Genomic DNA, 22824 nt, shown 5'->3' on the forward strand with positions numbered 1-22824 from the left:
CAAGGAGCCCCCATGTCCCACCCCCACCCAGCGGGAACCCCGGTACAGCCGGTGCGCCGCGTCCTGGCCGTCATCCCGGCCCGCGGCGGCTCCAAGGGCGTGCCCGCCAAGAACCTGGCCCCGGTCGGCGGTGTGCCCCTGGTGGCGCGCGCCATCCGCGAGTGCCTGGCGTCGCGGCTCGTCACGGACGTCGTCGTCTCCACGGACGACCACGTGATCGCCGAGGCCGCCCGCTCGGCCGGCGCCGAGGTGGTCCTGCGGCCCGCGGCGATCGCGGGGGACACCGCGACCAGCGAGGCAGCGGTGCTGCACGCGATGGACGCCCACGAGGCGCTGCACGGCACCTCCGTGGACGTCGTCCTGCTCGTGCAGTGCACCAGCCCCTTCATCGTCCGCGAGGACGTCGACGGCGTGGTCGGTTCGATCGTGGACGGCGGCGCGGACACGGCACTGACCGTCGCGCCCTTCCACGGCTTCGTGTGGCGGGACGCCGACGACGAGCCCGCGGCCCTCGACGCCCGCCGCACCGGCGAGGTCGGCGGCACCACGAAGGTCGCCAACGCGACGGCCACCGACGGCGGTTACGGCGTCAACCACGACAAGTCGTTCCGCCCGCGCCGCCAGGACCGCCCCCAGGACCTCCTGGAGACCGGCGCGGTCTACGCCATGGACGTGGCCGGCTTCCGCGAGCACAAGCACCGCTTCTTCGGCCGCACGGAGCTGGTCCGCACGGACCCCGCGCGCGTCCTGGAGATCGACGACCCGCACGACCTCGCCCGCGCCCGGGCGCTCGCGCCGCTCTTCGACTCCGGCCGGGCCGACGCCCTTCCGACCCGCGACGACATCGACGCGGTCGTACTCGACTTCGACGGCACCCAGACCGACGACAGGGTGCTGATCGACTCCGACGGACGGGAGTTCGTCTCCGTGCACCGCGGGGACGGACTCGGCATCGCCGCCCTGCGTGACTCGGGCATCCCGCTGCTGATCCTGTCCACGGAACAGAACCCGGTCGTCGCCGCCCGGGCCAGGAAGCTCAAGATCCCGGTCCTGCACGGCATCGACCGCAAGGACCTCGCACTCAAGCAGTGGTGCGAGGAGCAGGGCATCGCTCCCGAGCGCGTGCTCTACGTCGGCAACGACGTCAATGACCTCCCGTGCTTCGGCCTCGTCGGCTGGCCCGTGGCGGTCGCGAGCGCCCACGACGTCGTACGCGGCGCCGCACGCGCGGTCACCGCTCTCCCCGGCGGTGACGGCGCGATCCGAGAGATCGCCGCATGGATCCTCGGCCCCTCCCTCAACAAGTAAGGAAAGTTCCTGTCATGAGCTCCAACTCCCGTCTGCGCACCTTCGGTTCGAAGACCGCCGGTCCCGGCCGGCCCGTCTACATCACCGGCGAGATCGGCATCAACCACAACGGCGAGCTCGACAACGCCCTCGCCCTGATCGACGTGGCCGCCGACGCCGGCTGCGACGCGGTCAAGTTCCAGAAGCGCACCCCGGAGATCTGCACCCCGCGCGACCAGTGGGACATCGAGCGCGACACCCCCTGGGGCCGGATGACGTACATCGACTACCGCCACCGCGTGGAGTTCGGCGAGGCCGAGTACCAGGCCATCGGCGAGCACTGCAAGAAGCGCGGCATCGACTGGTTCGCCTCCCCGTGGGACACCGAGGCCGTCGCCTTCCTGGAGAAGTTCGACGTCCCGGCCCACAAGGTGGCCTCGGCCTCCCTCACGGACGACGAGCTGCTCCGCGCCCTGCGCGCCACGGGCCGCACGGTCATCCTCTCGACCGGCATGTCGACCCCGAAGCAGATCCGTCACGCGGTCGAGGTCCTCGGCTCGGACAACATCCTGATGTGCCACGCCACGTCGACGTACCCGGCGCAGGCCGAGGAGCTCAACCTCCGCGTCATCAACACCCTCCAGGGCGAGTACCCGAACGTCCCGATCGGCTACTCCGGCCACGAGACGGGCCTGCAGACCACGCTCGCCGCGGTCGCCCTCGGCGCCACCTTCGTGGAGCGCCACATCACCCTCGACCGCGCCATGTGGGGCTCGGACCAGGCCGCGTCGGTGGAGCCCCAGGGCCTCACCCGCCTCGTCCGCGACATCCGCACCATCGAGGCCTCCCTCGGTGACGGCGTCAAGAAGGTCTACGAGTCGGAGCTCGGCCCGATGAAGAAGCTCCGCCGTGTAGCGGGCGTCGTCGCCGAGGCCGACGCGGCCGAGCGCGAGCCGGTCGCGGTCTGAGCGCGCGGACGCTCTTGACGGGACCCCTCACCAGGTCCCCTTACCAGGACAGGACACGGTCATACGACGATGAGTCCCCGACCCGGGCCGAAGGCCCCCACCACCGCGGCGCCCACCACCCTGGCGTTCGTGGAGAGCCCTGTGCAGCTGCTCAACGTCCTTGAGTGGGCGCATTCGGCAGGGGCGACCGGCCCGGCCGGGGGACTCACCGTCGTCGTCCTCTCCCCGAACGACCCCATGACCCGCGGCCAGCTGCGCCGGATGGCCCAGCTGGCCCGTGACGAGGGCCTGAACGTCCGCTGGGAGGAGGCGCGCGGCGGAGCCGCGGCCCCCTTCCAGACCATCGGCGGCCTGACGGGCGCGCTGCGCGGGGCGGACCGGATCGTGATCGGTGACCCGTTCTCGCGCTATGTACAGCTGCTCCTGACGATCACGCGGGCCCGCTCCCTCGTGGTCGTGGACGACGGCACGGCCACGATGGAGTTCGTGGCCCAACTGGCCGCCGGTGAGCGCCTGGTGCGCTGGCACCGCCGCGGTGGCCGTCCCGGCGCCCGCGACATCGCCTTCGCCCCGATCTCGGCCTCCGCCCGGCGTCGCCTGACGCCCGGCGGCAAGCGCACGGTGGAGGTCTTCTCCTCCATGCCGATCGAATCGGCCCCGGACGGCGTCCTGATCACCACGAACACCTTCGCCTGGACGCGCGACCGCTTCGGCCCGCCGCGCGTCTCCAAGGGCGCCGACCTGGTCGGCACCTCCCTCGTGGAGACCGGCGTGGTGGACCTGGACCGCTATGTCGAGGCGGTCCGCGGCCTGGCCCGCGCCCACGGTGCGACGCGTTACTTCGCGCACCGGCGCGAGAGCTCCGACAAACTCCACCGTCTCGCGGTCGAGACGGGCCTGCAGGTGGTCCGCCCGGACCTGCCGCTGGAACTCATCGCGCGGCGCGGCCCGATCGGCCGGACGATCCTCAGCTTCCCGTCGACGGTCGTCCACACCCTTCCGCTCGCCCTCGCGGGCACGGAGGTCCGCGTGGCGGTCTGCGACATCGACCCGGCCTGGCTGACGGAGACCGCCTCACCGCGGGCCCAGGGCTTCCTGTCGGGCGTCACGGGCACGGCCCGCGACGTACACCGTCTGGCCTCGGTGGCGGCGGGCGCACCGGGAGTGGCGGGGGCGGCGGCCGGCGCCACGGCGTGACGCTCGCTCCACGGAGCTTGCTGGGCCTCTACGGGACCGTGAGCACGATCTTGCCCTGGATGTGACCTCGGGCGGCGCGTTCGTGCGCGGCCCGGGCGTCCGCGAGCGCGAACGTGCTGTCGATCGCGACCCGGACGGTGCCCGCGTCGAGCAGGCGCCCCAGTTCGGCGAGCTGCGCGCCGTTCGAGCGGACCTGAGTGCCCGTGACCGTGACGCCGAGCTTCGCGGTCTCCTCCTCGTCGAACGCGCCGAAGAACACGGGGAAGTGGGAGCCGCCGCGCTTGAGCGTGCGCAGGAAGCGCCTGCTGTCGGGGCCGCCGACGGCGTCGAGGACGACGTCGACGTCGTGCACGAGTTCCTCGGGGCGCCCCTTCGTGTAGTCGATGAACTCGTCGACGCCGAGCTCGCGCAGGAACGATTCATGCGTACCTGAAGCCACCGCGATGACATGGGCGCCCTGCCATTTCGCGAGCTGGACCGCGAAGTGCCCCACGCCGCCCGCGGCTCCGTTGACGAGCACCGTCGTGTCGGCGCCGAGCGGCACCGGACGATGCCGCGCCGCCTGGAAGGGCGACGGGTGATCGTGCCCGAGCTCGATCAGGAACTGCCATGCGGTGAGCCCGGCCATGGGCGCCCCGGCGGCGTGCACATGATCGATGCCGGCCGGCTTGAGCGCGAGGTCCGAGGCGGGCGCGGCCACGTACTCGGCGTAGGCGTGGCCCTCGAAGCTGGGGAAACGCAGCAGACCGAAGACCTCGTCGCCGACGGAGAAGCCGTCCACATCCGCGGCGACCGCCTCGACGACGCCGGAGAGGTCCGTCCCCGGGATCACGGGCAGCTCAAACCTCGGCCTGGTCTCCGGAGGCAGGTTGGACATCCCGTCGCGCAGGTACCAGTCGGGGGGATTGATGCCGGCCGCGTGCACGCGGACGAGCACCTCGCCCGGCCCCGGCTCGGGCATCGGCACCTCGTCGTAGCGCAGGACCTCGGGCCCGCCGTGCTCCAGGAGCCGGACCGCCCTCATCGTCGGCTGTGTCGGCTGTGTCAGCTGTGTCGGCATCGTTTTCTCCTGCTCGCGTGGCGGGATACGCTTATTCGGATCGGCGATCCACATAAGTGAACCACTGATCCGAATATATGGACCACTGATCCGGATCGTCAAGCGGGAGCGCCGAGCCGTACAGCCGGTTCGGACAGTCATGCCGGGACAGTCGTGCCGGGACAGCCGTGCCGGGACAGCCGTGCCGGGACAGTCAAGAGGGAAGACATGCGGGCCGACGCCCAGAAGAACCGCGACCACCTGCTCGCCGTAGCGGGCACCGCCATCGCCGAGCAGGGCGTGGAGGTGTCCCTGCGCGACATCGCGCGCAGGGCCGACGTCGGACTCGCGACGCTGCTGCGCCACTTCCCGACCCGCGAGGCGCTGCTCGACGCCCTGCTCCGCACGAGCTTCGACGAGCTGACGGCCAAGGCGGGCGAGCTGGAGACGTCGAGCGCGCCCGACGACGCCCTGGTCTCGTGGCTGCGCGACTGCGTCGTGTGGACCACCGAGTACCGGGGCGTGACCGTCCTGATGGCGGCCGCCATCGAGGACCCCGAATCCGCGCTCCACGCTTCGTGCGTCACCCTGCGCGCGGCCGGTGCGCGGCTCCTCGCCCGTGCCCAGGCCGCGGGCACGGCGCGCGGCGACATCGACGGCTCCGATGTGTTCGCGCTGGTGGCCATGCTGGCCTGGCTCGGTGATCAGCCCTCGCTCGCGCCACGCGCCGAGCGCCTCTTCGGGGTGGTCGCGAGCGCGCTCCTGACGCGCGCGGGGACCAGCTGAAACGGCCGGGCTCACCGCAGGCGCGCCGGGAGGCGCGGCCGGTCGTGTGTCGGATGTCTGCGACGGTGGATTTCCCATAGGCCGGATCCCGGCCTATGGGCCTCCGGGGAGCCCCGGCGACCTCGTCCGCGGCCCCGGTGACCTCGTCCGCGGCCCCTGTGGCCTCGTCCGCCTCCCTGATGGGGCGCGAAAGAATACCCAGCGCGACCAGCACCCATGCGCCACGCGGCCACTTTTTCTTACCCTATCGGGCTGAACTTTTGTTGATCGTGGGTCAGTTGGCCCCCGCGCCGCCCTACTCTTCAGAGGGTGAACCAACTGATGTCACGAGAGTCCGAGCAAGGGTCCGGGGCTGATCTGCCCGGGGAAACAGCGGGGGACGCCCCCGGGGAAGCAGCACTCCCCGGTGCGCTCCCGGATTCCTTGCGCGCCGAACTCATCGCCTTCCGCCGCGACTTGCACATGCACCCCGAGCTCGGAAACCAGGAGTTCCGCACCACCGCGGCGCTCAAGGCCCGGCTGGAGCGCGCGGGTCTCGAACCCCGCGTACTCGACATCGGCACGGGACTCGTCTGTGACATCGGCACCGAAGAGTGGGACGGCGTGCGCCCCATGCTGGCGCTGCGTGCCGACATCGACGCGCTGCCCATCCCGGACACCAAGCTCGGCGTTCCGTACCGCTCCACCGTGCCCGACCGCGCCCACGCCTGCGGGCACGATGTGCACACCACCGTGGTGCTCGGCGCCGGGCTCGTCCTCGCCGAGCTCGCGCAGCAGGGGCAACTGCCCTGCCCCGTACGGCTGATCTTCCAGCCAGCCGAGGAGGTCCTGCCCGGCGGCGCGCCCGACGCCATCGAGTCGGGTGTGCTCGACGGGGTGGGCCGCATCATCGGCGTGCACTGCGACCCCCGCGTCGACGCCGGGAAGATCGGGCTGCGGCACGGCGCGATCACCTCCGCCTGCGACCGGCTCGAAGTGTCATTGGACGGCGCGGGCGGCCACACCGCGCGCCCCCACCTGACCACCGACCTCGTGACCGCCGCCGCCAAGGTCGTCACCGAGGTCCCCGCCCTGGTGGCCCGCCGCATCGACGCCCGCTCGGGGCTCGCGGTGACCTGGGGCCGCATCGAGTCCGGCCACGCCTGCAACGTCATCCCGCAGCACGCCGAACTCTCCGGCACCGTCCGCTGCCTGGACCTCACCGCCTGGCGGAAGGCGCCCGACCTGGTGCACGGCGCCATCCAGGAGATCGCCGACCTGTACCGCGCCAAGTCCGAGGTGAACTACATCCGCGGGGTGCCGCCCGTGGTGAACGACCCCGATGTGACGGAGCTGTTGCGCGAGTCCATGGAGCTGCGGCGCGGACCGCAGTCCGTCGAGGACACCGAACAGAGCCTCGGCGGCGAGGACTTCTCCTGGTACCTGGAGCACGTGCCGGGCGCCATGGCCCGCCTCGGCGTCCGCACGCCGGGCGAGCGCACCGTCCGCGATCTGCACCAGGGCGACTTCGACGCCGACGAGTCGGCGATCACGGCGGGCGTCGAGCTCTTCACCGCCGCGGCACTGCTCGACGGCGCCCGGTAGGTAACCACCGCTATCGGCCGGTTACGACGGACCCGTTCACCCGGACGTAACCGGCCCTCGGCACGAATAGGTAACGGCCGTGCGAAACCCCGTTCCCCTCCCTTTCTACGCGCGTTACTGTGCGCCGAAATCAGTGCCGTCAACGGTGCTTTGGGGATCGTGAGGGGTGCGTCCTATGCGTCTTCGTGGTGGATCTCGTGGAATCCACGGATCTCGTGGATCGAGGCTTTCCCGAGTGGCCGTGGTGGTGGCGTCCCTCGCCCTCGCGGCCTCGGCGTGCGGCAAGACCAGCAACGAGGCTTCGCAGGACGACACCAAGGACGACAAGTCCTCGGGGTCCTCGGAGTACAAGGGCAAGGGCATAGGCCTGGCGTACGACATCGGCGGCAAGGGCGACCAGTCCTTCAACGACGCCGCGTACTCCGGCTACTCCAAGGCCCGCAAGGACTTCAAGGTCGGCGGCGTCGACATGGAGCCGGGCGACGGCGAGTCCAGCGCCGACAAGGTGCAGCGCCTTGAGCAGCTGGCGCGGCAGGGCTACAACCCGGTGATCGGCGTCGGCTTCGTCTACGCGCCCGCCGTGAAGGAAGCCGCCAAGAAGTTCCCGAAGACCACCTTCGGCATCATCGACGACAACACGGTGAAGGCGGACAACGTCGCCGACCTCGTCTTCCACGAGGAGCAGGGCTCGTACCTCGCCGGTGTCGCCGCGGCCAAGGCCACCAAGGCCGACCACGTCGGATTCATCGGCGGCGTCGACATCAACCTCATCCACAAGTTTGAGGCCGGCTTCGTGCAGGGCGTGAAGTCCGTCGACCCGAAGATCAAGATCGAGAAGCGGTATCTGACCGAGAAGCCCGAGGAGGGCGGCTTCTCCAGCCCCGACAAGGGACAGAACGCGGCCAGCGGCCAGATCGAGTCGGGCGCCGACGTGATCTACCACGCGGCGGGGCTCTCCGGCCAGGGCGTGATCCAGGAGGCGGGCTCGCAGAAGGTGTGGGCGATCGGCGTCGACTCCGACCAGTACAAGCAGAAGGCCCTGGCCAAGTACAAGGACTACATCCTCGGCTCGGCCCTCAAGGACGTCGGCGGCGCCGTCTACGACCTCACCAAGTCGGTCGTCGAGGGCAAGCCGATGGCGGGCGAGCAGCGCTACGACCTGAAGTCGGGACGCGTCGGGTTCTCCGACACGAATCCGAAGTACACGGCGATGAAGGACGTGGTCGCCGCCGTGGAGAAGGCCAAGAAGGACATCATCGACGGCAAGGTCACGGTCAAGACCGTTCCGTAGCCGGACCTGTGATGCCCGTGGGGCGCCCCGCTGTGTGCGGGGCGCCCCACACTGCGTACATGCTCCCGCAACCCCGCGGCCACAGCTCGATAACGGACGGGACAGAAGGGTTCTTATGTCAGGTCTACGCGCGTTACGCTGCGGCGAAATCAGCGCCAGGTGAGGCGCTCGTACGTGCTTGTGCTTGCTTGTACATAAGGAGTTCCTCTCTATGCGCCGGGTTTCCCGAATCGCCGCTGCGGGCATCGCGACCGCCGCACTCGCCGTATCCGCCACCGCTTGCGGCGGCACGTCCAGCGACGCCGCAGGCTCCAAGAGCGACGGCAAGGACAAGGGCGTCGCCATCGCGTACGACGTCGGCGGCAAGGGCGACCAGTCCTTCAACGACGCCGCGACCGCCGGCATGGACAAGGCCGCCAAGGACCTGAAGATCGGCAAGAAGGCCGTCGAGCCGACGGACGGCGAGTCCGACGCCGACAAGGCCCAGCGCCTCACCGAGCTCGCCAAGCAGGGCTACAACCCGGTGATCGGCATCGGCTACGCCTACGCGCCTGCCGTGAAGGAGGTCGCCGCGAAGTTCCCGAAGACCACCTTCGGCATCGTCGACGACGCCACCATCAAGGCGGACAACGTCTCCGACCTGGTCTTCAACGAGGAGCAGTCCTCGTACCTGGCCGGCGTCGTCGCGGCCAAGGCCACCAAGAAGAAGAGCGTCGGCTTCATCGGCGGCGTGAACAACCCGCTGATCCGCAAGTTCGAGGCCGGCTTCGTCCAGGGCGTCCAGGCCACCGACAAGTCGGTCAAGATCAAGCGCCAGTTCCTCACCGAGAAGGCCGAGGACGGCGGCTTCTCCAGCCCGGACAAGGGCAAGGAGGGCGCCAGCGGCCAGATCGAGGGCGGTGCCGACGTGGTCTACCACGCCGCGGGTCTCTCGGGTCAGGGCGTCATCGAGGCGGCCGCCGCCAAGAAGGTCTGGGCGATCGGTGTCGACTCCGACCAGTACAAGCAGAAGGCCCTCGCCAAGTACAAGAAGTACATCCTGACCTCGGCGACCAAGGACGTGGCCGGAGCGGTGTACAACCTGACGAAGTCGGTCCAGGATGACAAGGCCAAGGGCGGCGTGGTCCGTGCGGACCTGGCGTCCGGCGGTGTCGCGCTTGCCGACTCGAACCCCGAGTTCAAGAACATGAAGGACCTGCAGGCCGCCCTGAAGAAGGCCGAACAGGACATCGTCAGCGGCAAGATCAAGGTCAAGACCGCGCTGTAATCACGACTGCGCTGCAACAGCGAAGTCACGGCCGCGAAACGGGGTGTGGGGGACGATGGTTTCCCCCGCGCCCCGTTCGCGCGGCCGACTGCTCAACTCCCGTCGAACCAGGGGCGCTACGCGCGTAGGTGGCCCCTTTCCTGAGGATTCCCGAGGAGAGTGCGCCATCGACGCGTCCACCAGCCCTGACAAGGGCAAGACCACGGCCCAGGCCGTTGCCGTCGAACTCGACGGCATCACCAAGCGCTTCCCGGGCGTCGTGGCCAACCATGACATCCGCCTGACCGTCCGCAAGGGCACCGTGCACGCCCTCGTCGGTGAGAACGGCGCGGGCAAGTCGACCCTGATGAAGATCCTCTACGGCATGCAGAAGCCGGACGAGGGCACCATCACGGTCGACGGCGAGCAGGTCACCTTCTCCAGCCCCGCCGACGCCATCACGCGCGGCATCGGCATGGTGCACCAGCACTTCATGCTCGCCGACCAGCTCACGGTCCTGGAGAACATCGTTCTCGGCAGCGAGAAGCTGCACGGCATCGGCGGCGCCGCCCGCCGCCAGATCGCGGAGATATCCGAGCGCTACGGCCTCGGGGTGCGCCCCGACGCGATGGTCGAGGACCTCGGCGTCGCCGACCGGCAGCGCGTGGAGATCCTCAAGGTCCTCTACCGCGGCGCCACCACGCTGATCCTGGACGAGCCGACCGCGGTCCTCGTGCCGCAGGAGGTCGACGCGCTCTTCGACAACCTGCGCGAGCTGAAGTCCGAGGGCCTGTCCGTCATCTTCATCTCCCACAAGCTGGGCGAAGTCCTCTCCGTGGCCGACGACATCACCGTCATCCGGCGCGGCACGACGGTCGGCACGGCCGTCCCGTCCGAGACGACCCCGCGCCAGCTCGCCGAGCTGATGGTCGGCAGCGAGCTGCCGACGCCGGAGACCGCCGAGTCGACGGTCACCGACCGGCCGATGATCGAGGTCGACGCGCTCAAGCTGCTCGCCGACGGCGAGTCGGGCCGCGCCCTCCTCGACGACATCTCCTTCACCATCCACGAGGGCGAAGTGCTCGGCCTCGCGGGCGTCGAGGGCAACGGCCAGACCGAGCTGATCGACGCACTGATCGGCCTCAAGCACGCCGACTCCGGCGTCATCCGCATGGCGGGCCAGGACATCACCGCCATGGTCACGCGCCACCGCCGCGAGCAGGGCGTCGGCTACATCCCCGAGGACCGCCACCGCCACGGCCTCCTCCTGGAGTCGCCGCTCTGGGAGAACCGCATCCTCGGGCACGTCACCGAGAAGCCCAACTCCCGCGGCAAGGGCGGCTTCTGGCTCGACCCCAAGGGCGCGCAGGCCGACACCCGGCGCATCGTCGAGCAGTACGACGTCCGCACCCCGGGCATCGACGTGACGGCCGCGTCCCTCTCCGGCGGCAACCAGCAGAAGCTGATCGTCGGCCGCGAGATGAGCCACAAGCCGCGCTTCCTGATCGCCGCCCACCCCACCCGCGGTGTGGACGTCGGCGCACAGGCCCAGATCTGGGACCAGATCCGCGAGGCCCGCCGCGAGGGACTCGCCGTACTGCTGATCTCCGCCGACCTGGACGAGCTGATCGGCCTCTCCGACACCCTCCGCGTGATCTACCGCGGACGGCTCGTGGCGGACGCCGACCCGGCCACCATCACGCCGGAGGAACTGGGTTCGGCGATGACCGGTGCCGCGTCCGGACACCTGGAACACGTCGAGTCCGGTGACGGCTCCGAGGAGGACGAGACCCGATGAAGAAGTTCGACAAGGAGCGTGTGCTCCTCGCGGTGGCCGGACCGGTCATCGCCCTCATCGCGGCCGTGGCACTGACCTCGGTCGTCCTGGTCGCTTCGGGCAAGAACCCGTTCGAGCCGTACAGCCTGATGTTCGAGCAGGCCACCTTCTCCGACATCCAGGTCCTGATCATCAACCAGGCCGGCATGTACTACCTGGCCGCGCTCGCGGTCGCCGTCGGCTTCCGGATGAACCTCTTCAACATCGGCGTGGACGGGCAGTACCGCCTCGCCGCGATGGCCACCGCCGTCGTCGGCGCGCACGTGGCGCTCCCGGCCCCCCTGCAGATCCCGCTCCTGATCCTGGTCGCCATGCTCACCGGCGCCTTCTGGGCCGGCGTCGCGGGCATCCTCAAGACCACCCGCGGGGTCAGCGAGGTCGTCGCGACGATCATGCTCAACGCCATCGCGACGAGCGTCATCGGCTACATGACCCTCACCGAGAACTTCGGTGTCCCGGTCGGCAACAACCAGACCACCGGCGAGATGTCCAAGTCCGGCTGGTTCCCCGGCATCAGCATGGGCGAGTCCGGCGAGATCTACGGCTTCGTCATCATCGCCGCGCTCGCGGGCGTCCTGTACTGGCTGATCCTCAACCGCACCCGCTTCGGCTTCGACCTGCGCGCCACCGGCGCCTCCGAGTCGGCCGCCGCGGCCTCCGGCGTCAACGCCAAGCGCATGGTGCTCAGCGCGATGCTGATCTCCGGCGCGGTCGCGGGCCTGGCGGGCATGCCGATCCTGCTGGGCGATGTCCACACCTACAGCCTCAGCTTCCCCACCGGCCTCGGCTTCACCGGCATCACCATCGCCCTGCTCGGCCGCAACAACCCGGTCGGCATCGCCTTCGCCGCGCTGCTCATCGCCTTCCTCGACAAGGCGTCACCCGCCCTCGACTACGCGACCCCGGTCGCGTACGACAAGGAGATCGCGGTGATCATGCAGGGCCTCATCGTGATCGCGGTCGTCGTCTCCTACGAGGCCGTACGCCGCTGGGGGCTCCGCCGCCAGCAGCAGCGCGTCGGTGAGGAACTGGCCGCGGCAGCCCGTGCCAACGGCAACGGCAACAACGACACCGTGAAGGAGGTGGCTGCCCGATGAGCTCGGCAACCGTAGCCAAGCCCCCGGCCAAGCAGCCCGCGCCGGGCCGCCGCCGCATCTCGCTCCCCGTCCTCCTGCTGATCATCGCGGGCGTCCTCGCCCTGACGTCCGTGGTCCGGCTGATCACCGGCGCGGACGGCATCACCTCCACCGGGCAGATGGCCACCGCGCTGCGGCTCGCCGTGCCGATCGGCCTCGCGGGCCTCGGCGGCCTGTGGGCCGAGCGCGCGGGCGTGGTCAACATCGGCCTCGAGGGCATGCTCATCCTCGGCACCTGGTTCGGCGCGTTCGCCGGTTACCAGTGGGGCCCGTGGGTCGGCATCCTCTTCGGCATACTCGGCGGCGCGCTCGGCGGTCTCTTGCACGCGATCGTCACGGTCACCTTCAACGTCAACCACATCGTCTCCGGTGTGGCCCTCAACATCCTCGCCCTGGGCGCGACCCGCTACCTCTCCACCTTCGCCTTCGAGGGCAAGGAGGGCGGCACGTCCAAGCAGTCGCCGCCGGTGGACTCGCTGGGCAGCTTCTCCGTGCCGGGTCTCTCCGACTGGCTGCAGGACCTGAACGAGAAGCACTGGTTCCTCGTCTCGGACCTCGCGGGCCTGCTCGGCGGCCTGTTCACTGACCTCTCGCCGCTCACCGTCATCGCCGTCGCGATGGTGCCGCTGAGCTGGTGGGTCCTGTGGCGCACGTCGTTCGGCCTGCGGCTGCGCTCCTGCGGCGAGAACCCGGTCGCCGCCGAGTCCCTCGGTGTGAACGTCTACAAGTACAAGTACCTCGCGGTGATCATCTCCGGTGGTCTGGCGGGCCTGGGCGGCGCGTTCCTCTCCCTGGTCGCCTCCAACATCTACCTGGAGGGCCAGACCGGCGGGCGCGGCTACATCGGCCTCGCCGCCATGATCTTCGGCAACTGGATGCCCGGCGGACTCGCGCTCGGTGCCGGACTGTTCGGTTACACCGACAGCCTGAAGCTCCGGGGCGGCGGCACGAACGTGCACGCACTGCTCCTGCTGCTCGCGATCCTGCTGGTCATCGGCGCGGCCTACCTCGTCTGGCGCAAGCGTTACGTGCCCGCGGCGATCACCGCGGCCGTCTCGGCGCTGATGTTCGCGTGGTACGGCTTGACCGACGAGGTGCCCAACCAGGTCGTCACCGCGACGCCGTACGTCGTCACGCTGCTCGTGCTCTCGCTCTCCGCCCAGCGGCTTCGCATGCCGAAGGCGGACGGCCAGCCCTACCGAAAGGGACAAGGAACGTGACGGATACCGACTGGGACGCGCTGCGGGATGCTGCGCGCGAGGCCATGTCCCGTGCGTACGCGCCCTACTCAGGCTTCCCGGTCGGCGCCGCGGCCCTCGTGGACGACGGCCGCACGGTCTCCGGCTGCAACGTAGAGAACGCCTCGTACGGCCTCGGCCTGTGCGCGGAGTGCGGCCTCGTCTCGCAGCTCCAGCTCACCGGGGGCGGCCGTCTGACGCACTTCACCTGCGTCGACGCCAAGGGCGAGATCCTGATGCCGTGCGGCCGCTGCCGCCAGCTCCTCTACGAGTTCGGCGGGGCGACGCTCCTCCTGGAGACGGCCGCGGGCATCCGGACCCTGGGGGAGATGCTGCCGGACCCGTTCGGGCCGGAGCACCTCAACTGACGTTCGGCCCCTGCCCGTTGCCTCAGGCCGGGTGGGGGCCGTCTTCATCTCGTGGCTCTATGCGCGTAGAGTCGCGATCACCGTTTTAGGCGCAAAGAGGGGTTATGCCATGGACGTCATCTCCGTGATTCGTACGAAGCGGGACCGCGGCGAGCTGAGCGGCGAGCAGATCGACTGGGTCATCGACGCCTATACGCGCGGCGTGGTCGCCGACGAACAGATGTCCGCTCTCGCCATGGCGATCCTGCTGAACGGCATGAACCGCGGCGAGATCGCCCGCTGGACCGCCGCGATGATCGCGAGCGGCGAGCGCATGGACTTCTCGTCCCTGTCCCGCCCCACGGCCGACAAGCACTCCACGGGCGGTGTCGGCGACAAGATCACGCTGCCGCTCGCCCCGCTGGTCGCCGCGTGCGGCGCGGCGGTGCCTCAGCTCTCGGGCCGCGGCCTCGGCCACACCGGCGGCACCCTGGACAAGCTGGAGTCGATCCCGGGCTGGAAGGCCCTCCTCTCCAACGAGGAGATGCTCTCGGTCCTGGACTCCGTCGGCTCGGTCATCTGCGCCGCGGGCGACGGCCTGGCCCCCGCGGACAAGAAGCTGTACGCCCTTCGCGACGTGACGGGCACGGTGGAGGCCATCCCCCTGATCGCCTCCTCGATCATGTCGAAGAAGATCGCCGAGGGTACGGGCTCGCTGGTCCTGGACGTGAAGGTCGGCACCGGCGCCTTCATGAAGACCCTGGAGGACGCCCGCGAGCTGGCCTCCACGATGGTCGGCCTGGGCACGGACCACGGCGTACGCACGGTGGCCCTGCTCACGGACATGTCCACGCCGCTCGGCCTGACGGCGGGCAACGCGCTCGAGGTCCGCGAGTCGGTCGAGGTCCTCGCGGGCGGCGGCCCGGCGGACGTCGTCGACCTGACCCTCGCCCTGGCGCGCGAAATGCTGGACGCCGCGGGCCTCAAGGACGTCGACCCGGCGAAGGCACTGGCCGACGGCTCGGCGATGGACGTATGGCGCCGGATGATCTCCGCCCAGGGCGGCGACCCGGACGCGACGCTGCCGGTGGCCCGCGAGACGCACGTCGTGACGGCACCGTCGTCCGGCGTCCTGACCCGCCTCGACGCGTACGACGTCGGCGTCGCCGCCTGGCGCCTGGGCGCCGGCCGTGCCCGCAAGGAGGACGTGGTCCAGGCGGGCGCGGGCGTCGAGCTCCACGCGAAGCCGGGCGCTCGGGTCAGCGCGGGCCAGCCGCTCATGACCCTGCACACGGACACCCCGGAGCGCTTCGAGTACGCCCTGCAGTCAGTGGAGAGCTCCTTCGACATCGCCCCCGAGGGCACGGGCTTCTCGGCCACGCCGATCGTCCTGGACCGCATCGCGTAGGCACACCCCGCACAAGATGGCCTCACACACCGGCCGGGCTGGATATATCCAGCCCGGCCGGTGTCTTTCAGCCCGTCCGGCGTTTGAGGACGAACCGATGAGTTCCGGCCCTCCGCCCAGTCCCCCCAACATGGACGCAGACCAGAACCCCGCCCTCACCCTCACCGGCACCCTCGACCGAGAAGCAACACACCGCCTCTGCGAGGAGGCCAGAACCCTGCTGCAAGCGACCGGCGCGAAAGACGTCCTGGTCTGCGACGTCGCGGGCGTGGGCCCGCCCGTCCTGGCGGCGATAGACGCCCTCGCCCGACTCCAGCTCACCGCCCGTCGAGCGGGAGGCCGGATCCGCCTGCGGAACCCGGCCCCGCACCTGCGCGAGCTACTGGACCTCGTCGGGCTCCCCATTGAGGTCGAGGTGGAGCGGCAGGCCGAACAGCGGGAACCACCGGGGCGTGTCCAGGAAGCAGTGGAAGCCCGCGATCCGCCCCTCTGAGATCTCGATGACCTGAACCGCCCACGGCGCGAACCCACCCTTCTCCGGGTCGGGCTTGTAGTGGGCGAAGCCCGGCGCGCCGTTGACGTCGACCGGCATGAGACGGCTGTTGGCGCAGGACGCGCCGATGGTCGACATGAAGCCGGTGATGTCGTCCGTGCCCCGCAGCCACAGGTCGAACGGGGGCATCGTCATGATGGCGTCCTCGTGCAGCAGGGCGGTGAGCGCCGCCATGTCATAGCCCTCGAACGCCGCCACGTACCGCTCGAGGAGCTTCTGCTGCTCCTCGTCGAGCGGGTCGGACGTGGCGGTGTCGTCGGCCGGACCTTCGGCGAGCGTCGCCCGCGCCCGCTGCAGCGCGCTGTTGACGGAGGCCACCGAGGTGTCGAGGAGCTCGGCCGCCTCGCTGGCCTTCCAGGCGAGGACCTCGCGCAGGATCAGCACCGCCCGCTGCTTGGGCGGCAGTTGCTGCAGGGCGGCGACGAACGCGAGCCGCACCGACTCCTTCGCGACGGCGGCCTCGGCGGGGTCGCTGGGGGAGGGCAGCACGCGGGCGTCCGGCATCGGCTCCAGCCACACGTTGTCGGGGCGCGGAGTGAGTGCGGCCTGGGCCAGCGGCGCCGCCGCGGTCAGGTCCATGGGACGGGCGCGGCGGTTGCCCGCGTTCAGCATGTCCAGACAGACGTTCGTCGCGATGCGGTACAGCCACGACCTCAGACTGGAGCGGCCCTCGAATTTCTCGTAGCTCCGCCAGGCGCGGACCATCGTGTCCTGCACCGCGTCCTCGGCCTCGAAGGCCGAGCCCAGCATGCGATAGCAGTACCCGGTCAGCTCGACCCGGTGCTTCTCCAGCGTGACGTCCAGTTCCGACGTCGTCCCTGCGATGTCAGTCATCCCAACCCACCCCTGCGGCTGCCACGAAAGTCCCAGCACTTCGGAAGCTACCGCAGCCCACTGACAACGGCCCCTGGAGTAGGAAAACCCACAGGCGAGAGGGGTGGCTCAGTGCGCGGCCACGAGCCCCCGCCGCTCCTGGACGCGAGCCGCGTGCGACCCCCAGACGGTGAGGGAGACGACGCCGGACACCGCGAGCAGCCCCAGGCCCACCGTCCCCGCCCAGCCCCCCGCGTGGAAGGCGACCGCACCGAGCGTGCCGCCCGCGCTGGAGCCCAGGTAGTACGCGGACTGGTAGAGCGCCGAGGCCTGCGCCCGCCCCGCGGTGGCCGTACGGCTCACGGACGAGGAGGCGACCGCGTGACCGGCGAAGAAGCCCGCGGTGATCAGGACGAGCCCGAGCAGCACCATGACCAGCGCGTCGGACAGGGAGAGCAGCAGCCCGCCGGCCGTCGTGCTCACCGCCAGGTACAGCGCCCCGCGCCTGCCGAGCCGCGCCACCAGCTTCCCCGCGGCGGCCGACGAGACCGTACCGACGAGGTAGACCAGGAAGATCGAGCCGATGATGCCCTGCGGGAGCGAGAACGGCGCCTCGGTGAGGCGGTAGCCGATCACCGTGTAGACCGCGCCGAACACGGTCATGAACAGCGCGCCGATCGCGTACAGGCGGCACAGCAGCGGGTTGGAGAGGTGTGAACGGATCGTCCGGCCCAGGGCCTTGGGGTTGAGCGACCCGGCCGTGAAGTGGCGCGGTGCGGGCAGCAGTGCGCGGAAGGCGAGGGCGCACAGGACGGCCACGACACCCACCACGCCCACGGCCACGCGCCAGCCCCATGCCTGCGCGACCCAGCCGGTGATGATGCGCCCGCTCATGCCGCCGATCGAGTTTCCCGCCACGAACATGCCGATCGCGGCGACCAGCGCCTTGGGCCTGACCTCCTCCGCGAGGAAGGCCATCGCGGACGCCGGGAGCCCGGCGAGCGCCGCGCCCTGCACGGCGCGCAGTGCGATGAGCGCCCCGATGGACGGCGCGAAGGGCACGAGCAGCCCCACGGTCACGGCGACGGTCAGCGACGCCGTCATCAGCGTCCGCCGACCGAACCGTTCGCTGAGCGCGCTCAGGGGCAGCACGAAGAGGGCCAGCGCGCCCGTGGCCGCCGACACCGTCCAGCTCGCCGAGCTCGCGCTCACGCCGAAGTCGGCGGAGACCAGGGGGAGCAGCGCCTGCGTCGAGTAGAGGAGGGCGAACGTGGCGACACCCGCGAGGAAGAGGGCGAAGCTCATCCGGCGGTAGCCCGGACCACCGGGGGTCAGGCGGGTGCCGGCGGGATCAGTGAGATCAGAGAGAGGGGACGACGGGGTGAGGGCGGCCGCGTGGGTGGCGGACGCCCCGCTACTGGCAGGAGGCATGCATCGAACGTAGGCACACACGACTCATCCGTCCAATGCATGGATTGGCCATAATCGTTCCCATGGTGCATGAGCGCAGTTCAGAGCGGCGTCTGTCGCAGAGCAGTTACGTAGGAGACATCGGGACGGCCGCCGCGGCGCCCGCCGGGCTCACCCCGGAGTCGTGGTCCGCGCTGCTCTCGCCGCGGCTCGCGTACTTCGCGGGGGTCGCGCGGACGGAGCACGTGACGCGGGCCGCGCAGGAGATGCAGGTGCCACAGTCGACGCTGTCCCGTGCGCTGGTACGCCTCGAACAGGACCTGGGGGTCGACCTGTTCGCACGGCACGGCCGGACGGTGTCCCTGACCCCGGCGGGCCGCACGTTCCTCGCCTCCGTGGAGCGGGCGCTCGGCGAGGTGGAGCGGGCCGCCGAGTCCGTACGGGCGGACGCGGACCCGGCGTCGGGCAAGGTGGCCTTCGGGTTCCTCCACACCATGGGCTCGGAGACCGTGCCCGGCCTGATCCGCGCCTTCCGCGCGGACCATCCGAGGATCCGCTTCAGCCTCGTACAGAACTACGGGGAGGCGATGATCGAGCGGCTGCGCGCGGGGGAGCTCGACCTGTGCCTCACCTCGCCCGTGCCGGACGCCCCCGACCTCGTGGCCCGGCGCCTGGACGAGCAGCGGCTGCGCCTCGTGGTGCCCGACGACCACCGGCTCGCGGGGCGCAAGAGGGTCCGCCTCGCGGAGGCGGCGGACGAGGCCTTCGTGACCCTCGAACCGGGCTACGGCCTGCGGCGCATCACGGACGACCTCTGCCAGGAGGCGGGCTTCAAGCCGCGCATCGCGTTCGAGGGGGAGGAGGCGGAGACGCTGCGGGGCCTGGTCGCGGCGGGCCTGGGGGTCGCCCTCCTGCCACCACCGGCCGTTCCCCGCCCGGGAGTCGTCGAACTGACGGTGACGGGCCAGCGGGCGGTCCGCGAGATCGGCGTGGCCTGGCTCGACGGCCATCCGGACACCCCGCCCGTGGCGGCGTTCAAGAAGTTCCTGCTGGGGAGGAGGGGGCGGCTGCTGCCGGAGTAGCGGCCCTCAGTGCCGTAACGAATCCCCGAACCCCGCGGCGAGCGGCATGCGAAGACCCAGGGGCGGCGGGGCCGCCAGCGCGTCCTCCAGGGGGCGCGCGTACGCATGTCCGAACAGGGAGCCCATGACGAAGTCCGATGCCAGGGCCTGGACTTCGGACCGGTGCTGCTGCAACCGGTGGCCGTCGGAATGGACTTCGAACCGGCACACCTCCCGGTTCGCCTTCTTCGCCCGCTCCGCGAGACGGAACGAGAGCTCGGGATCGGTCCGCTCGTCGGTCGTGCCGTGCACGATCAGGACTCGGCGCCCGGCGAGCTGCTTCACCGGCTCGGGTGTGGCGGCCACGTCGTCCTCGGGCAGCCAAGGCGCCAGCGCCAGAACGGAGTTGACCGCGTCGTGGCCACTGGCCCGCAAGGCGGCCCGACCGCCCATGTCCCTGCCGACGAGGCAGATCGAGACATCGCCGTACAGCCGGACGATCTCGTCCGCCGCCCACTCCGCGTCCCGCGCGAGCTCCGCCTGGGCGCCGTTCCACCCGCGGCAGCGGTAGTGCACGACATGCGCGGCGAGCCCCTCCTCCCGGCCGTCCTGGGCGAGTCTGCGGCCGAGCGCGCGCAGCGAGGCGGCGGCGAACGGCGACGGCTTGCGGGCGGAGGTCTCGTGGCCGCCGGGGAGCAGCAGCACCGCGCCGCTGACCGCCGAGGGACGGGTGCCGATCACGCGTCCGAGCCTGGCCGCGCGCGCGGAATCGGGCGTCGCTTGCTGTGCCATGACAGAACAGTGTCAGAAGCGATGGTGTACGCCACCCGTCCGCGGGGTCACTGTTACGTATCGACCCGTGAGATCTACGCGCGTAGGCGCTAGAGTGCCGAGATGACGAGCCAGACCACCAAAGCCGGTCAGACGGACCGCGAAACGCCCAGCGCCGAACAGATCCGCCGCGCCCCGAAGGTGCTCCTGCACGACCACCTCGACGGCGGCCTGCGCCCCGGCACGATCGTCGACCTCGCCCGCGAGTCCGGGTACGAGGGTCTGCCCGAGACCGACCCCGACAAGCTGGGGATCTGGTTCCGGGAGGCCGCCGACTCCGGTTCGCTGCCGCGCTATCTGGAGACCTTCGCGCACACCTGTGCGGTGATGCAGACGAAGGACGCCCTCAAGCGCGTGGCGGCCGAGTGCGCCGAGGACCTCGCCGAGGACGGCGTCGTCTACGCCGAGATCCGGTACGCCCCCGAGCAGCACCTGGAGCAGGGCCTCACCCTCGAAGAGGTCGTCGAGGCCGTCAACGAAGGCTTCCGGGAGGGTGAGCGGCGCGCGAAGGCGGGCGGTCACCGCATCCGCGTGGGCGCGCTGCTCACCGCCATGCGGCACGCGGCTCGCGCCCTGGAGATCGCCGAACTCGCCAACCGCTACCGCGATCTCGGCGTCGTCGGCTTCGACATCGCGGGCGCGGAGGCGGGCTTCCCGCCCACCCGTCACCTCGACGCGTTCGAGTACCTCAAGCGCGAGAACAACCACTTCACCATCCACGCGGGCGAGGCCTTCGGTCTCCCGTCCATCTGGCAGGCCCTGCAGTGGTGCGGCGCCGACCGGCTCGGGCACGGCGTGCGCATCATCGACGACATCCAGGTCGCCGACGACGGCACGGTGAAGCTCGGCCGCCTCGCCAGCTACGTGCGCGACAAGCGCATCCCCCTGGAGATGTGCCCCAGCTCGAACCTCCAGACCGGCGCCGCGAGCTCGTACGCCGAGCACCCCATCGGTCTGCTCCGCAAACTGCACTTCCGGGCCACGGTGAACACCGACAACCGACTGATGTCCGGCACCAGCATGAGCCTCGAATTCGAGCACCTGGTCGGTACTTTCGGCTACACGCTCGACGACATGCAGTGGTTCACAGTCAATGCGATGAAATCAGCGTTCATTCCTTTCGATGAACGCCTGGCCATGATCAATGACGTGATCAAGCCCGGATATGCCGAGCTGAAGTCCGAATGGCTGTTCCGTCAGACCGCTTCCACCAGGGCTTCTGTCGACGTGTAACAGCAATTGAAGCAAAATGGGCGCGGCCGGGAACATTAATTCCCGGCCGCGTTTTCGCTGTTTCGCTGTTTGCGGACTGCCCCTTCACATGTTTACGGTCGTGGGCCGCTCAAAAGTCCCCGTCATCAAGGACGCATAGAAGATGAAGCAGTCTGCCGCCAAGACCCTCGGTGTCGCCGCTCTCGGTGCCGCCTTCGCCGCCGTGGGCGCGGGTGCCGCCAGCGCCGCTCCGGCCCTGCCCGACGCCACGGACGCACTGGGTTCCGCCACCGCCGTGCTCCCCGTGGACCAGGTCGCCGACAACCTGCCCGCCGGCGGCCCCGAGGCGGTCTCCGCGGGCCAGAACGCGCTCGGCAGCACCCTGCAGGCCTCCGCGCCGACCGTCGACAAGCTCGGCCAGAGCATGCAGGACGCCTCCGACAGGGGCAAGCCCGCCGCGGGCGACCCGGTCTCCGGGCTGCTCGGCGGCCTGCCGCTCGCCGGCGCCCTGCCCACGCAGGGGCTGCCCCTGCAGGGCCTGCCCGTGAACGGTCTGCCGCTCGGCTGACCACGGCCTCGCGCACATGCCGATGGGGCGCACCCCTTTCTCAGGGGTGCGCCCCATCGGCGTACGCGGGTGGCAGCGAGGGCCGCCGGATCACCAGGCGGCCTGCCTGGCCTTGCCCTCGGAGGGCAACAGGACCCAGAGCGCGATGTAGAGCAGGAACTGCGGGCCGGGAAGAAGGCACGAGAGCACGAAGATCACGCGCATCGTGGTCGCCGACGTACCGAAACGCTGGGCGAGGGCGGCGCACACTCCGCCGATCATCCGGCCGTGGGTGGGGCGGGCAAGGGCGGTCATGGTGGCTCCTTCGTGAACCGGTGCTGTGAGGTCCGGGGGCGTTTCCCCGATGACTCAAAGCTACGTTCGCGAAGCGGGCGAAGCGTCGCTCCAGGGTGCGATACCGACCCTGGGAATCGTCGGGGTCGGACCCTGAGACGCGTCCTCCCGCAGGAGGGTCGCACGATGCTCCACGTCGGTACGGCGGCGGAGCCTGGCCCTGGCCGCGGGTACCACGGCGAGATGCACGAGGGCCACGCCCACCGCGTTCAGGAACAGCGAGTCGATGTCGACCACCTGCCCGGGCACCCCGGTCTGCAGCAGCTCGATGCCGAGCGAGATCAGCGCGCCCGCCGCGACCGTCCGCACGAGCGAACCCAGCGGTGACACGTGAACCCTCCCACCGGCGAGCGGAAGCAGCACACCGAGCGGTGCGAGGAGGAGCACACCACCGCCTATCTGCCGGGCGGCCTGCAGGGGACCGAGCGCCAGATCCGCCTTGATGCCGGCGAACGGCTGCAGGTTCGCCGCGCTGACCCAGGGCACGTCCAGTGGACGCAGCGTGAACCATCCGACGAACAGAAGATGCGCGACGAGGAGGAATCCTCCTGTCGCACGGAAGCGGATGGCGGCCCCGTGGCCGCCCGAGCCTTGACGCACGCCCCCCAAGACGCGCCTGGCGGCAGGATCGGTTCCGCGCATCTCCTCCCGGTACGCGGCACTGTCCTGATCGCACACC

22 protein-coding genes are annotated in these 22824 nt (G+C 70.4%); 16 read left to right on the forward strand and 6 right to left on the reverse strand.

Annotated features, from left to right (window positions below; all coding sequences use genetic code 11):
• Positions 1–12 precede the first annotated feature (12 nt).
• From AB0E78_RS27595 to AB0E78_RS27605, 3 genes are all read left to right on the forward strand, one after another.
• Positions 13–1308, forward strand: a complete 1296-nt coding sequence (locus AB0E78_RS27595) for an N-acylneuraminate cytidylyltransferase (protein WP_361837622.1) — start codon at positions 13–15, stop codon at positions 1306–1308.
• A 14-nt stretch (positions 1309–1322) separates the two neighbouring features.
• The gene (locus AB0E78_RS27600; protein WP_361837625.1) at positions 1323–2255 is read left to right on the forward strand and encodes an N-acetylneuraminate synthase family protein; all 933 of its coding nucleotides are present in this window, start codon (positions 1323–1325) and stop codon (positions 2253–2255) included.
• A gap of 69 nt (positions 2256–2324) precedes the next feature.
• Positions 2325–3452 (forward strand): hypothetical protein, encoded by a 1128-nt coding sequence (locus AB0E78_RS27605; protein WP_361837627.1) that lies wholly within the window; start codon positions 2325–2327, stop codon positions 3450–3452.
• A gap of 28 nt (positions 3453–3480) precedes the next feature.
• Here the strand turns inward: AB0E78_RS27605 and AB0E78_RS27610 are convergent, their stop codons facing one another.
• Entirely contained in the window at positions 3481–4512 is a 1032-nt protein-coding gene (locus AB0E78_RS27610) for an NADP-dependent oxidoreductase (RefSeq protein ID WP_361837629.1), read from the reverse strand.
• Positions 4513–4719: 207 nt separating this feature from the next.
• Between AB0E78_RS27610 and AB0E78_RS27615 the strand changes: the two genes are divergently transcribed.
• The 10 genes from AB0E78_RS27615 to AB0E78_RS27660 all read left to right on the forward strand — a co-directional run bounded on the left by AB0E78_RS27615 (position 4720) and on the right by AB0E78_RS27660 (position 15857).
• Positions 4720–5277 (forward strand): TetR/AcrR family transcriptional regulator, encoded by a 558-nt coding sequence (locus tag AB0E78_RS27615; protein WP_361837632.1) that lies wholly within the window; start codon positions 4720–4722, stop codon positions 5275–5277.
• 321 nt (positions 5278–5598) lie between these two features.
• The gene (locus AB0E78_RS27620; protein ID WP_361837635.1) at positions 5599–6861 is read left to right on the forward strand and encodes a M20 family metallopeptidase; all 1263 of its coding nucleotides are present in this window, start codon (positions 5599–5601) and stop codon (positions 6859–6861) included.
• A 241-nt stretch (positions 6862–7102) separates the two neighbouring features.
• Complete coding sequence (locus AB0E78_RS27625) at positions 7103–8152, forward strand: BMP family ABC transporter substrate-binding protein (protein ID WP_361837786.1); 1050 nt, start codon at positions 7103–7105, stop codon at positions 8150–8152.
• A gap of 211 nt (positions 8153–8363) precedes the next feature.
• Positions 8364–9419: a BMP family ABC transporter substrate-binding protein gene (locus AB0E78_RS27630; RefSeq protein ID WP_361837637.1), complete on the forward strand. Its 1056-nt coding sequence runs from the start codon at positions 8364–8366 to the stop codon at positions 9417–9419.
• A 55-nt stretch (positions 9420–9474) separates the two neighbouring features.
• Positions 9475–11196 (forward strand): ABC transporter ATP-binding protein, encoded by a 1722-nt coding sequence (locus AB0E78_RS27635; protein ID WP_361837640.1) that lies wholly within the window; start codon positions 9475–9477, stop codon positions 11194–11196.
• Positions 11193–12332, forward strand: a complete 1140-nt coding sequence (locus AB0E78_RS27640; RefSeq protein ID WP_361837643.1) for an ABC transporter permease — start codon at positions 11193–11195, stop codon at positions 12330–12332. The genes AB0E78_RS27635 and AB0E78_RS27640 overlap by 4 nt, the downstream gene beginning before the upstream one ends.
• Positions 12329–13591 carry an ABC transporter permease gene (locus tag AB0E78_RS27645; protein WP_361837645.1) on the forward strand — a complete coding sequence of 421 codons (1263 nt, stop codon included), beginning with the start codon at positions 12329–12331 and terminating at the stop codon, positions 13589–13591. The genes AB0E78_RS27640 and AB0E78_RS27645 overlap by 4 nt, the downstream gene beginning before the upstream one ends.
• A complete protein-coding gene (locus AB0E78_RS27650) occupies positions 13588–13977 on the forward strand; it encodes a cytidine deaminase (protein WP_361837647.1) in 390 nt (129 codons plus the stop codon). The genes AB0E78_RS27645 and AB0E78_RS27650 overlap by 4 nt, the downstream gene beginning before the upstream one ends.
• A 109-nt stretch (positions 13978–14086) precedes the next feature.
• Entirely contained in the window at positions 14087–15364 is a 1278-nt protein-coding gene (locus AB0E78_RS27655) for a thymidine phosphorylase (protein ID WP_361837649.1), read from the forward strand.
• A gap of 130 nt (positions 15365–15494) precedes the next feature.
• Positions 15495–15857 (forward strand): STAS domain-containing protein, encoded by a 363-nt coding sequence (locus AB0E78_RS27660; protein WP_361837652.1) that lies wholly within the window; start codon positions 15495–15497, stop codon positions 15855–15857.
• On the opposite strand, the gene AB0E78_RS27665 is transcribed toward AB0E78_RS27660, so the two are convergent.
• Complete coding sequence (locus AB0E78_RS27665; protein WP_361837654.1) at positions 15744–16751, reverse strand: sigma-70 family RNA polymerase sigma factor; 1008 nt, start codon at positions 16749–16751, stop codon at positions 15744–15746. The genes AB0E78_RS27660 and AB0E78_RS27665 overlap by 114 nt on opposite strands.
• 108 nt (positions 16752–16859) lie before the next feature.
• Positions 16860–18161, reverse strand: a complete 1302-nt coding sequence (locus AB0E78_RS27670) for an MFS transporter (protein WP_361837656.1) — start codon at positions 18159–18161, stop codon at positions 16860–16862.
• A 62-nt stretch (positions 18162–18223) separates the two neighbouring features.
• On the opposite strand from AB0E78_RS27670, the gene AB0E78_RS27675 reads away from it, so the two are divergent.
• The gene (locus AB0E78_RS27675; RefSeq protein ID WP_361837659.1) at positions 18224–19222 is read left to right on the forward strand and encodes a LysR family transcriptional regulator; all 999 of its coding nucleotides are present in this window, start codon (positions 18224–18226) and stop codon (positions 19220–19222) included.
• A 6-nt stretch (positions 19223–19228) separates the two neighbouring features.
• On the opposite strand, the gene AB0E78_RS27680 is transcribed toward AB0E78_RS27675, so the two are convergent.
• On the reverse strand, positions 19229–19993 hold the full coding sequence (locus AB0E78_RS27680; RefSeq protein WP_361837662.1) for an alpha/beta hydrolase: 765 nt from the start codon (positions 19991–19993) through the stop codon (positions 19229–19231).
• Between the two features lie 102 nt (positions 19994–20095).
• On the opposite strand from AB0E78_RS27680, the gene AB0E78_RS27685 reads away from it, so the two are divergent.
• Positions 20096–21265 (forward strand): adenosine deaminase, encoded by a 1170-nt coding sequence (locus tag AB0E78_RS27685; RefSeq protein ID WP_361837665.1) that lies wholly within the window; start codon positions 20096–20098, stop codon positions 21263–21265.
• A 142-nt stretch (positions 21266–21407) separates the two neighbouring features.
• Positions 21408–21812, forward strand: a complete 405-nt coding sequence (locus AB0E78_RS27690) for an ATP-binding protein (protein WP_361837667.1) — start codon at positions 21408–21410, stop codon at positions 21810–21812.
• 90 nt (positions 21813–21902) lie between these two features.
• Here AB0E78_RS27690 and AB0E78_RS27695 read toward each other — a convergent pair whose 3' ends face one another.
• Positions 21903–22106, reverse strand: a complete 204-nt coding sequence (locus AB0E78_RS27695; RefSeq protein WP_361837670.1) for a PspC domain-containing protein — start codon at positions 22104–22106, stop codon at positions 21903–21905.
• A gap of 60 nt (positions 22107–22166) precedes the next feature.
• A complete protein-coding gene (locus AB0E78_RS27700) occupies positions 22167–22787 on the reverse strand; it encodes a VanZ family protein (RefSeq protein WP_361837789.1) in 621 nt (206 codons plus the stop codon).
• Between the last annotated feature and the right edge of the window lie 37 nt (positions 22788–22824).

The organism is Streptomyces sp. NPDC032198 (assembly GCF_040636975.1).
Classification (GTDB): domain Bacteria; phylum Actinomycetota; class Actinomycetes; order Streptomycetales; family Streptomycetaceae; genus Streptomyces.

Coding starts and splice junctions, on each gene's coding strand:
- AB0E78_RS27595 (WP_361837622.1), top strand. CDS start 13: ATGTCCCACCCCCACCCAGCGGGAACCCCGGTACAGCCGGTGCGCCGC.
- AB0E78_RS27600 (WP_361837625.1), top strand. CDS start 1,323: ATGAGCTCCAACTCCCGTCTGCGCACCTTCGGTTCGAAGACCGCCGGT.
- AB0E78_RS27605 (WP_361837627.1), top strand. CDS start 2,325: ATGAGTCCCCGACCCGGGCCGAAGGCCCCCACCACCGCGGCGCCCACC.
- AB0E78_RS27610 (WP_361837629.1), bottom strand. CDS start 4,512: ATGCCGACACAGCTGACACAGCCGACACAGCCGACGATGAGGGCGGTC.
- AB0E78_RS27615 (WP_361837632.1), top strand. CDS start 4,720: ATGCGGGCCGACGCCCAGAAGAACCGCGACCACCTGCTCGCCGTAGCG.
- AB0E78_RS27620 (WP_361837635.1), top strand. CDS start 5,599: ATGTCACGAGAGTCCGAGCAAGGGTCCGGGGCTGATCTGCCCGGGGAA.
- AB0E78_RS27630 (WP_361837637.1), top strand. CDS start 8,364: ATGCGCCGGGTTTCCCGAATCGCCGCTGCGGGCATCGCGACCGCCGCA.
- AB0E78_RS27635 (WP_361837640.1), top strand. CDS start 9,475: ATGGTTTCCCCCGCGCCCCGTTCGCGCGGCCGACTGCTCAACTCCCGT.
- AB0E78_RS27640 (WP_361837643.1), top strand. CDS start 11,193: ATGAAGAAGTTCGACAAGGAGCGTGTGCTCCTCGCGGTGGCCGGACCG.
- AB0E78_RS27645 (WP_361837645.1), top strand. CDS start 12,329: ATGAGCTCGGCAACCGTAGCCAAGCCCCCGGCCAAGCAGCCCGCGCCG.
- AB0E78_RS27655 (WP_361837649.1), top strand. CDS start 14,087: ATGGACGTCATCTCCGTGATTCGTACGAAGCGGGACCGCGGCGAGCTG.
- AB0E78_RS27660 (WP_361837652.1), top strand. CDS start 15,495: ATGGACGCAGACCAGAACCCCGCCCTCACCCTCACCGGCACCCTCGAC.
- AB0E78_RS27665 (WP_361837654.1), bottom strand. CDS start 16,751: ATGACTGACATCGCAGGGACGACGTCGGAACTGGACGTCACGCTGGAG.
- AB0E78_RS27670 (WP_361837656.1), bottom strand. CDS start 18,161: ATGCCTCCTGCCAGTAGCGGGGCGTCCGCCACCCACGCGGCCGCCCTC.
- AB0E78_RS27675 (WP_361837659.1), top strand. CDS start 18,224: ATGGTGCATGAGCGCAGTTCAGAGCGGCGTCTGTCGCAGAGCAGTTAC.
- AB0E78_RS27680 (WP_361837662.1), bottom strand. CDS start 19,993: ATGGCACAGCAAGCGACGCCCGATTCCGCGCGCGCGGCCAGGCTCGGA.
- AB0E78_RS27685 (WP_361837665.1), top strand. CDS start 20,096: ATGACGAGCCAGACCACCAAAGCCGGTCAGACGGACCGCGAAACGCCC.
- AB0E78_RS27690 (WP_361837667.1), top strand. CDS start 21,408: ATGAAGCAGTCTGCCGCCAAGACCCTCGGTGTCGCCGCTCTCGGTGCC.
- AB0E78_RS27695 (WP_361837670.1), bottom strand. CDS start 22,106: ATGACCGCCCTTGCCCGCCCCACCCACGGCCGGATGATCGGCGGAGTG.
- AB0E78_RS27700 (WP_361837789.1), bottom strand. CDS start 22,787: ATGCGCGGAACCGATCCTGCCGCCAGGCGCGTCTTGGGGGGCGTGCGT.